At 37.6% G+C, this 9,569-nt stretch carries 10 protein-coding genes; 7 read left to right on the forward strand and 3 right to left on the reverse strand.

The features are described 5' to 3' along the window. The 7 genes from GQR46_RS11155 to tcdA form a co-directional block, all read left to right on the forward strand. On the forward strand, positions 1-1,107 hold a 1,107-nt coding region (locus GQR46_RS11155; RefSeq protein ID WP_165740982.1), incomplete at its 5' end, for a ComEC/Rec2 family competence protein. 60 nt (positions 1,108-1,167) lie between these two features. Further along, a complete protein-coding gene (msbA, locus tag GQR46_RS11160) occupies positions 1,168-2,913 on the forward strand; it encodes a lipid A export permease/ATP-binding protein MsbA (protein WP_165740983.1) in 1,746 nt (581 codons plus the stop codon). Continuing rightward, the gene (lpxK, locus tag GQR46_RS11165; protein WP_165740984.1) at positions 2,910-3,890 is read left to right on the forward strand and encodes a tetraacyldisaccharide 4'-kinase; all 981 of its coding nucleotides are present in this window, start codon (positions 2,910-2,912) and stop codon (positions 3,888-3,890) included. The genes msbA and lpxK overlap by 4 nt, the downstream gene beginning before the upstream one ends. Beyond that, on the forward strand, positions 3,880-4,077 hold the full coding sequence (locus GQR46_RS11170) for a Trm112 family protein (protein WP_002961789.1): 198 nt from the start codon (positions 3,880-3,882) through the stop codon (positions 4,075-4,077). The genes lpxK and GQR46_RS11170 overlap by 11 nt, the downstream gene beginning before the upstream one ends. Then, positions 4,065-4,826 carry a 3-deoxy-manno-octulosonate cytidylyltransferase gene (kdsB, locus tag GQR46_RS11175; protein ID WP_010552668.1) on the forward strand — a complete coding sequence of 254 codons (762 nt, stop codon included), beginning with the start codon at positions 4,065-4,067 and terminating at the stop codon, positions 4,824-4,826. The genes GQR46_RS11170 and kdsB overlap by 13 nt, the downstream gene beginning before the upstream one ends. Next, entirely contained in the window at positions 4,823-5,503 is a 681-nt protein-coding gene (locus GQR46_RS11180; RefSeq protein WP_165740985.1) for a TIGR01621 family pseudouridine synthase, read from the forward strand. Before kdsB ends, GQR46_RS11180 begins: the two co-directional genes overlap by 4 nt. Continuing rightward, entirely contained in the window at positions 5,504-6,301 is a 798-nt protein-coding gene (tcdA, locus tag GQR46_RS11185; protein WP_165740986.1) for a tRNA cyclic N6-threonylcarbamoyladenosine(37) synthase TcdA, read from the forward strand. Positions 6,302-6,307: 6 nt separating this feature from the next. Here the strand turns inward: tcdA and GQR46_RS11190 are convergent, their stop codons facing one another. The 3 genes from GQR46_RS11190 to GQR46_RS11200 all read right to left on the reverse strand — a co-directional run bounded on the left by GQR46_RS11190 (position 6,308) and on the right by GQR46_RS11200 (position 9,386). Next, positions 6,308-6,724, reverse strand: a complete 417-nt coding sequence (locus tag GQR46_RS11190) for a SufE family protein (RefSeq protein WP_007586879.1) — start codon at positions 6,722-6,724, stop codon at positions 6,308-6,310. A gap of 33 nt (positions 6,725-6,757) precedes the next feature. After that, the gene (locus GQR46_RS11195) at positions 6,758-7,984 is read right to left on the reverse strand and encodes a SufS family cysteine desulfurase (protein WP_165740987.1); all 1,227 of its coding nucleotides are present in this window, start codon (positions 7,982-7,984) and stop codon (positions 6,758-6,760) included. Between the two features lie 115 nt (positions 7,985-8,099). Further along, positions 8,100-9,386: a citrate synthase gene (locus tag GQR46_RS11200; protein ID WP_007586875.1), complete on the reverse strand. Its 1,287-nt coding sequence runs from the start codon at positions 9,384-9,386 to the stop codon at positions 8,100-8,102. Between the last annotated feature and the right edge of the window lie 183 nt (positions 9,387-9,569).

Raw genomic sequence — 9,569 nt, forward strand, 5'->3', positions numbered from 1 at the left:
ATTGGTTTATTGCCACTTTCACTCTATTTTTTTAATGGGGTAAGTATTGCCGGTTTGATAATAAACTTAATTGCTATACCGCTGCTTTCAATCATTATCTTACCTTTTTTAATTGTTTTTACATTACTGAGTATTTTCTTAGATATAAGTATTTTAATAAACCTGTTTGATACTGGCTTATATGTGCTATTTAAATTGCTTAATGAAATACCAGAATCGTTAAGATGGATAACGACTGGCAGAATTGACTCAATATTTGTCGTTTTTACTTATATTATTATGTTGATGGTTTATTTTCTTCCTTATAAATGGCTCGCTTTTATTCCAGCAATAACGCTCTTATTAAATTATTGGCTAACAGAAAAGTCTAAGTGGCAACTACATGTATTTGATGTTGGGCATGGACTTATGGCATTAATTGAAAAAGATAATCAAGTGCTTATTTATGATTTTGGCCCCAGTTATTTCAATCGCTTTAGCCGTACGCGAAGTATTTTATTGCCTTATATTAAAGCAAATAATTTAACAGTGAAAACGGCGATTCTAAGTCATGAAGATAATGATCATGCTGGAGGATTACAACATTTCATAGATGCTGGCTTTGGTGAAACATTACAACAATTTCATCCTAAAAATACACATAATGTATGTGAAGTCATAAACATTGATTTTGCTGGATTAAAAGTACAAAGCTTTAGTACAAAAGGGTTTGGAAATGAAAATGATGATTCATGCGTTGTTAGGGTATCAGATAATACTCATAGCGTTTTACTTACTGGTGATATATCAAAAGCGCGTGAAGCATCGTTATTAGCGGATAATACATCATTAAAAAGTACAGTAATGTTAAGCCCGCATCATGGCAGCGATACATCCTCAAGTGTTAATTTTATAAATAACGTTGCTCCCCAAGTAGTCATTCATTCAAGTGCCTATAAAGGGCAATGGGAATTCCCCAAGCCCATTGTCGTTGAACGGTATAACCAAATAAATGCTCAGCAATTTACGACAGGCGTTGAAGGGCAAATTAGTATTAAATTTTATGCAAAGAATTTGGCTATAGAAACAGCAAGAGGGCAGGAAAGTTACTGGTTTATCAAAGATTGACGTTTAGTTTTATCTCATCGGAGGATACAATACAGATTGTTTCTGTATTTAGAGAGTGTTATGGATCAAAGTACTACACAAATTTATAAACGTCTTGTCTCATATGTTGGCACCTACAAAAGCGTCGCATTTGTCGCAATTATTGGGATGATAGGCTATTCAGCAATGGATGCTTTATTTATTCAATTAATGAAGCCGTTTATTGATCAAGGTTTGAACCAGCGTAATACAGAAGTTTTAAAGTACGCTCCTTTTGTCGTTATCGCGTTAGTTCTAGGGCGTGGTGTTTTTAACTTTATGTCTTCTTACTGCTTAAGTTATGTAGGCTCCCAAGTTGTACGCTCTTTACGCCAAGAGTTATTTGAGCACATATTGCACTTACCCGTTTCTTTTCATGACAAAAACTCAACGGGAGATTTAATTTCAAAAATCACATTTGATACAGAACAAGTTCAACAAGCGATTACTAAAGCCTTGCTAATAGTTGTACGTGAAGGGGCATTTGTTGTATTTTTACTTGCGGTAATGTTCTATACCAGTTGGCAACTATCACTGATATTTTTAGTGATCATCCCACTTGTTGCTATTATTGTCGCCGTCGTCTCTAAACGTTTTCGCCACATTTCTAAAAACATTCAATCTGCCATGGGGCAAGTTACCCGTAGCTCAGAACAAATGCTGAGCGGACATAAAGTTATTCATGGTTTTGGTGGTCAAGATCAAGAGATTAATCACTTCTCGAAAATTAATAATCATAATCGTCAGCAACGTATCAAAATGGACGCAACTAAAGCGCTTAGTGTGTCTATAATTCAAATTTTAGCGGCAAGTGCCATGGCAGTTATTTTGTGGGCGGTGTCGTTGCCATCAATGATTGATACGATTACATCTGGTGACTTCATGGCATTAATTGCCTCAATGATGATGTTATTGCGTCCGCTAAAACAACTTGCCAATGTGAATAGTGATATGCAACGTGGTATCTCTGCAGCGCAAAGTATATTTTTAGTTTTAGACGAAGAAATGGAAAAAGATACAGGCACTGTTTCGGTTGATAAAGTTAAAGGTTTAATTGAAGTTAAGAACGTAACCTTTAAGTACCCAACGAAAGATGAAGCCGTATTAAACGATTTGTCGCTAAAGATTGAGGCGGGTGAAAGTATTGCTTTAGTTGGGCGCTCAGGCTCAGGTAAGTCCACAATTTCTAACTTGTTACCACGCTACTATGACTTAGAGTTACCGAGTGAAATATTACTTGATGGTATAGCCCTGCAGGATTATAAATTAACTGATCTGCGTCGCCAATTTGCTTTAGTGTCTCAGCAGGTCGTGTTATTTAACGATACGATTGCTAACAATATTTGTTATGGCATAAAGCACGATGTGTCTGTTGAAGAGTTAGAACAAGTTGCCAAACAAGCGCACGTGTGGGAATTTGTTAAAGACCTGCCAGAGCAATTAAACACCATGGTAGGCGAAAATGGGGTAATGCTCTCAGGTGGTCAACGCCAGCGAATAGCGATAGCGCGTGCAATATTAAAAGATGCACCTATTTTGATTTTAGATGAGGCAACGTCAGCACTTGATACCGAATCTGAAAAGCTTATTCAGCAAGCGTTAGAAACGCTAATGAAAGATAAAACCTCTATTGTTATAGCACATCGCTTATCTACTATTGAAAACAGTGACCGAATTTATGTTATTGATAACGGTCGTGTGATAGAAAGTGGCGATCATAGTAGCTTATTAGCAAATGACGGTACTTATTCAGCACTTTGCAAAATGCAGTTTGGTGATCAGGCGTGAGCAAAATAGAGCAAAGCTGGTATAAACCATTTGGTCTAATTACTTTATTGTTATTACCATTAAGTGCTTTGTTTTGGGTTGTATCGGCATTTCGAAAACTCTTGTACAGCGCTAAAATACTTAAACCTTTTGAGTGCAAAACGCCTGTTATTGTAGTCGGCAATATAAGCGTAGGCGGCAATGGTAAAACACCTTTTGTTTTGTGGTTGTATAGTCATTTAACACAGCAAGGTTTATCAGTGGGTATTATTAGTAGAGGTTATGGTGGGCAATCAGATAATTACCCGCTGTTAGTCACTTCAGTTGTAGATGCTCAGCAGGCTGGAGATGAGCCTGTGCTTTTATACCATCGTTTAAAATGCCCAATAGCAGTTGGCCCTAATAGACAACACAATATCGATTTATTAGAAAAAAATCATACGCTAGATGTCATTATTTCTGATGATGGGATGCAGCATTATAAAATGCCTCGTAGCATTGAGTGTTGTATTGTTGATAGTGAACGCCGCTTTGGTAATGGTTTTGTTATGCCCGCAGGGCCACTACGCGAAACAACTAAACGCTTACAAAGTGTTGATATAGTAATTGAAAATGGCGGCCAGGCTAATAATAGCTACGTGCTGCAAGTAAGTAACCTTCGCTTAGTTAATTCAGGTGATGATGCAAAACATACGGTAACTCACGCACATGCAATAAGTGCAATTGGGAACCCTAAACGGTTTGAAAACTCATTAGAAGCACAAAATATTAAGCTATTGTCGACTCATCACTTTAGAGATCATTATGCTTATACAGCAGATGATTTTATTCAGTTTGGTGATGATTGCATTATAATGACCGAAAAAGACGCGGTTAAATGTAAGTCCTTTGCAAAACCTAATTGGTATTATTTACCTATAGATGCAGAGCCTTCCGATAGCGTAATAAACACATTAAATTCATTATTAAAAGAAAAAGGAATACTCAATGGCCTTTGATACAAAATTACTCGAGATAATTGCCTGCCCAGTTTGTAAGGGTAAACTACGCTTTGATAGAGAAAACAACGAACTAATTAGTACTGCAGCTAAGCTTGCTTACCCCGTTCAAGATGATATTCCAGTATTGCTTGAAAACGAAGCACGTGAGTTATCTTTAGAAGAGGTTGAAAAGTGGAATTCGTAGTTGTAATTCCTGCACGTTTTGCATCAACCCGACTACCGGGTAAGCCGCTTGCTGATATTTGCGGTAAGCCAATGGTTCAACATGTTTACGAAAAAGCATGTTTATCAGGTGCAAGTAAAGTGGTTATAGCAACCGATCATCAAAAAGTGTTTGATGCAGTAAGTTTATTTACTAGTGATGTTGTAATGACTCGCGAAGATCACCAATCGGGTACTGAGCGTTTAGCCGAAGTAGTTGATTTACTTGATCTCGACAGCGATACAATTGTGGTTAATGTACAAGGCGATGAGCCCTTACTTGCGCCAGAAAATGTATCCCAAGTTGCTGCACTATTAAGTGATTCAACAGCACCAATGGCAACGTTAAGTGTTGCTATTGAAGAGCGTGATGAAGTATTTAATCCTAATGCCGTTAAAGTGGTTAGCGATATAAATAAAAATGCGCTGTATTTTTCTCGTGCAAGTATTCCGTTTGATAGAAGCACAATGATGAATGACAGCAGTGCTCTTAATTTAGCGCCATTTCAGCGCCACGTAGGTATTTATGCGTACAGAGCGGGTTTTATTAAACAATATATAGAATTGAGCGTATCGCCACTTGAGCTACTTGAATCGCTTGAGCAGTTACGTGTGTTGTATCATGGTTATAAAATCAAAATAGAGCAAGCTCAAATAGCACCCCATGCTGGAGTTGATACGCCCGATGACTTAGCTAAAGTGATAGCGCATATTAAAAGTAAAAACGTGTGAGTGAGCAAGTAAGTAAAATATTAAAAATCATTTTTACACATAACGATTTTTATATTTTAGAAAAGCCAGCGGGTCTTAATTTTCATTCAGAAGATGGCCCCGGCTTTGTTGTGTTAGCCGAACAACAATTATCGCAAAAGCTTTATGCCGTTCATCGTTTAGATAAAGTGACATCAGGGCTGATTATTTTAGCGCGAAACAAAGCCGCTGCGGCCAGCTTTACTGTTATGTTTACTGAGCATGCGATTGCTAAATTTTATTTAGCGGTTAGTGACGCTAAACCGAAAAAGAAGCAGGGGTGGATCAAAGGCGATATGGCTAAATCTCGCCGTGGCTCGTTTAAGTTACTAACGAGTAAGCTGAATCCTGCAATTACCCGATTTTATTCGCTAAGCTATAAACCTGGGTTTAGAGGGTATATTTTAAAACCTTACTCAGGAAAGACGCATCAATTAAGAGTGGCACTAAAAAGTGTTGGCTCACCTATTTTAGGCGATGCAATGTATTCAGGCACGCCATCAAATCGTACCTATTTACATGCATATGCGTTGAGCTTTTTATGGCAAGGTGAACAAATACAGCTAACTTTATTACCCGGTAATGGTGATGAGTATTTGGCGTTAATTAAACATCAAGATTTTCAAGCATGGCAGTCGCCATGGCAACTGGATTGGTAAATGAGCGAAAAAGTTACAGATATACGTTTTGGTGGTATTAAACGTTTATATGGTCATCAACAGTTTGATTGGCTTCAAGATGCACATTTTTGTGTAGTAGGGATTGGTGGTGTAGGGAGCTGGACAGCAGAAGCACTTGCACGTACTGGTGTTGGTAAAATAACATTGATTGATTTGGATGATATTTGCGCGACTAACGTCAATAGACAAATTCATGCGTTAACGGGCACTATTGGTCAAGCTAAAGTAGATGCAATGAAAGCGCGCTGCGAGCTTATTAATCCAGAGTGCCAAATTAATGTAATAGATGACTTTATTACGCTTGATAATATTCAAGAGCATATTCAAGGTTTTGATTATGTGATTGATTGTATTGATGCAGTTAAAGAAAAAGCAGCATTAATTGCTCACTGTAAACGTAATAAACTACCTATAATTACAACTGGTGGTGCTGGCGGGCAAACAGATCCTAGCCAAATAACTTTTGGTGATGTAGCTAAAACTACGCAAGACCCATTACTTGCAAAAGTACGTTATATTTTGCGTAAGCAGTATAATTTTAGTAATAATCCTAAACGTAAGTTTAATATTGATTGTGTTTACTCAACAGAGCAATTGGTTTACCCAGGAAGCGATGGCAGCGTATGTCATGCTAAGCAAAGTGCTGATGGCTCGATGAATATGGATTGTAATAATGGTTTTGGATCTGTGACTATGATCACAGGAAGCTTCGGCTTTTTTGTTGCGGCAAAAGCGGTGCGTAAATATCTAGATAAAAAACAACGCTCGCAAGCTTAGTTTTTGCTAACTAAGCTTTTGTTGTGCCATGGTTTGTATTTTATCAACCATGGCTTTAATACCATTACCACGTGATGCGCTTAAGTGGCTTATAAGGCCGAGCTTTTCAAATTCTTCATACGCATTTTTATTCACTACTTGCTCTGGTGTGAGGCCATTGTAAAGCGCTAAAATAATGGCTAATAATCCTTTTACTATACGTGTATCTGAGTCACCAATTACAACAAGTGTATTTTCTGTTAAATCAAATTCAACAAACATCCATACTTTGCTTTCACAGCCCGGTACAAGTGCATCATCAGTCTTCAAAACATCAGCTAAAACAGGTAAAGTTTTTCCTAAAAGCATTATCTCACGATATTTTTGCTGCCAAGCGGGCGCATTTTTTATAGATTCTGTGACTTTGTTAAACGTATTTGTCATGAGTTATCCTAATTAATTCTATTAAAGTGACGTTTAGTCCAGTAAAGCGATACATTTTTTAAGTGAATCAATGAATATATCTACATCTTCATAGGTATTATAAAAACAAAAGCTCGCTCTTAGCGTTCCATTAAGCCCTAAATGTGTCATTAATGGCTGTGTACAATGGTGTCCACTCCTTACTGCAACCCCGTACCCGTCAAGTAAAGTTGCCAAATCATAAGGATGTTCATCATTTAAGTTGAAGCAGAGTGTACCAATATTGTCAGATAGGTTGCTATATATTGTAATACCATCAACCTTTACCAATTTTTGAGCGGCATAACTAAACAATTTTTGCTCATATTGCTGAATTTTTGCGTGATCTAATTCATTTAAATAGTCTAATGCGGCACCAAAGCCTAAAACTCCAGAGATATTTGGTGTTCCAGTTTCAAATTTTGCAGGCGCAGGACGATAAGTACTGTGAGTTAAGTACACTTTATCGATCATTTCCCCACCTGATTGGTAAATATCAAGGGTATTTAATTGCTCATATCGACCATAAAGTACACCTAATCCTGTTGGGCCGAGCATTTTATGGCTTGAGCAGACATAAAAGTCACAGTTTAATTGACGTAAATCGGGTTTTAAATGCAGTGCACCTTGTGCACCATCGACTAAAACAAGAGAATTGACGTCTTTTGCAGCTCTAATTAGTGGTTTTAAATCGGTGATATTACCCAGTGTGTTAGATGCTTGTGTAATAGCTAATAGGGCTGGTTTTGTTTCTTTTATAAATTCACAGCATTCTTTGGTGTTCAGCGTGCCATTTTTATTTAGTGGAAGCGCTATTAATTTAGCACCCGTTTGTTGACTCACTATTTGCCAAGGCACTATGTTTGCATGATGCTCAAGCGGAGATATCATTATGGTATGACTTTCATTTAAGCGCTTTTTTAATCCGTTAGCGACCAAGTTAATGGCTTCTGTAGCACCTTTAGTCCATACAATCTCTTTACTAAATACATTGAAATACTGTGCAGTTTTATCCCGTACTTGTTCATATGAATAAGTTGCTTGCTCGCTAAGTGTATGGCGTCCACGGTGTACATTAGCGTTTTGAAACGTATAGAATTCAGTAATTGTATCTATAACTGATTGAGGCTTTTGTGAGGTTGCTGCTGAGTCTAAATAAACAAGCGGGCAGCCGTTTATTGTTTGATTTAATGTTGGGAAGTCGTTTCTAATTTTATTTATATCAAACTTTAAAGCAAGCATGGCTCATCTACATAGTGTTTTTAAGGCAGGAATTGTAATCGGTTTATGATAATTCTCAAGTGTTGTTAATAAAAAAGGCCGCAAAATGCGGCCTTTTTAAACTAACCAACGTTAATTAACGCTTGTCAGTTGATACGTAGTCACGTTGAGTGTAACCAGTATAAAGTTGACGAGGACGGCTGATCTTATGACCAGGTTGAGATAGCATCTCATCCCAGTGAGTGATCCAACCAACAGTACGTGCCATTGCAAAGATTACAGTGAACATGCTTGTTGGAATACCAATCGCTTTTAAGATAATACCAGAGTAGAAATCTACATTAGGGTATAGTTTTTTCTCTACAAAGTATGGGTCTTCAAGCGCAATTTGCTCAAGCTTCATAGCAATATCAAGAAGTGGATCTTGGATATTCAGCTCAGCTAAAACTTCGTGACACGTTTGACGCATTACTGTAGCGCGTGGGTCAAAGTTTTTGTAAACACGGTGTCCAAAGCCCATAAGGCGGAACGGGTCAGCTTTATCTTTAGCTTTAGCTACGTATTCATCGATACGGTCAACAGAGCCAATCTCTTCTAACATGTTTAAACATGCTTCATTAGCGCCGCCGTGAGCAGGGCCCCACAAAGATGCAATACCAGCTGCAATACATGCATACGGGTTAGCACCAGATGAACCAGCAAGACGAACTGTTGAAGTTGATGCATTTTGTTCATGATCTGCATGAAGCATAAAGATTTTATCCATCGCTTTTGCAGTTACTGGATTAACTTTATATTCTTCAGCAGGTACAGAGAACATCATGTGTAAGAAGTTTTCTGCGTAGCTTAAATCGTTACGTGGGTATACAAACGGTTGGCCGATATTTGTTTTATAAGCCATTGCCGCGATTGTTGGTAACTTAGCAACAAGCTTAACTGCGCTTGTTTTACGTTGTTCAGCATCAGTAATATCAAGGTCTTCATGATAGAAAGATGATAATGCACCTACTACGCCACAAAGCATTGCCATTGGGTGAGCGTCAAAGCGGAAACCTTGGAAAAAGTTAGCAATTTTCTCGTCAAGCATAGTGCTTGTAGTGATTTCATTCTTAAAAACTTCATATTGTTCTTTAGAAGGTAACTCACCATTTAAAAGTAAGTAACAAAGTTCAATGTAGTTTGAGTCTTCAGCTAATTGCTCAATTGGGTAACCACGGTGAAGTAGTACACCTTTACCACCATCAATATAGGTGATTGCAGATTCACAAGAACCAGTCGACATGAAACCTGGGTCATAAGTAAAGTGACCGTGTGAACCTAACGTACGTACGTCGATTACATCTTGGCCAGCAGTGCCTTGATAAATTGGAAGTTCGATTGGATCTAGTCCATCAATTTGGACTGTGGCTTTTTTATCTGCCATCGTTATGTATCTCCTATTAAGATATCTATTCTGATTTTTAGATTTTAAAGTTCTGAAATCTGTTTTAAGCACATCTTCTCATTTTAACGTGAAAGAGGGGGTTAAAGTCAATTTTTATAAACATTATGCATATATGTATAATAAATATTCGGTATTAATTAAATATAATACTATTGGCTAATT

Source organism: Pseudoalteromonas sp. Z1A6 (genome assembly GCF_011378745.1).
GTDB classification, from domain to species: Bacteria; Pseudomonadota; Gammaproteobacteria; order Enterobacterales; family Alteromonadaceae; genus Pseudoalteromonas; species Pseudoalteromonas arctica.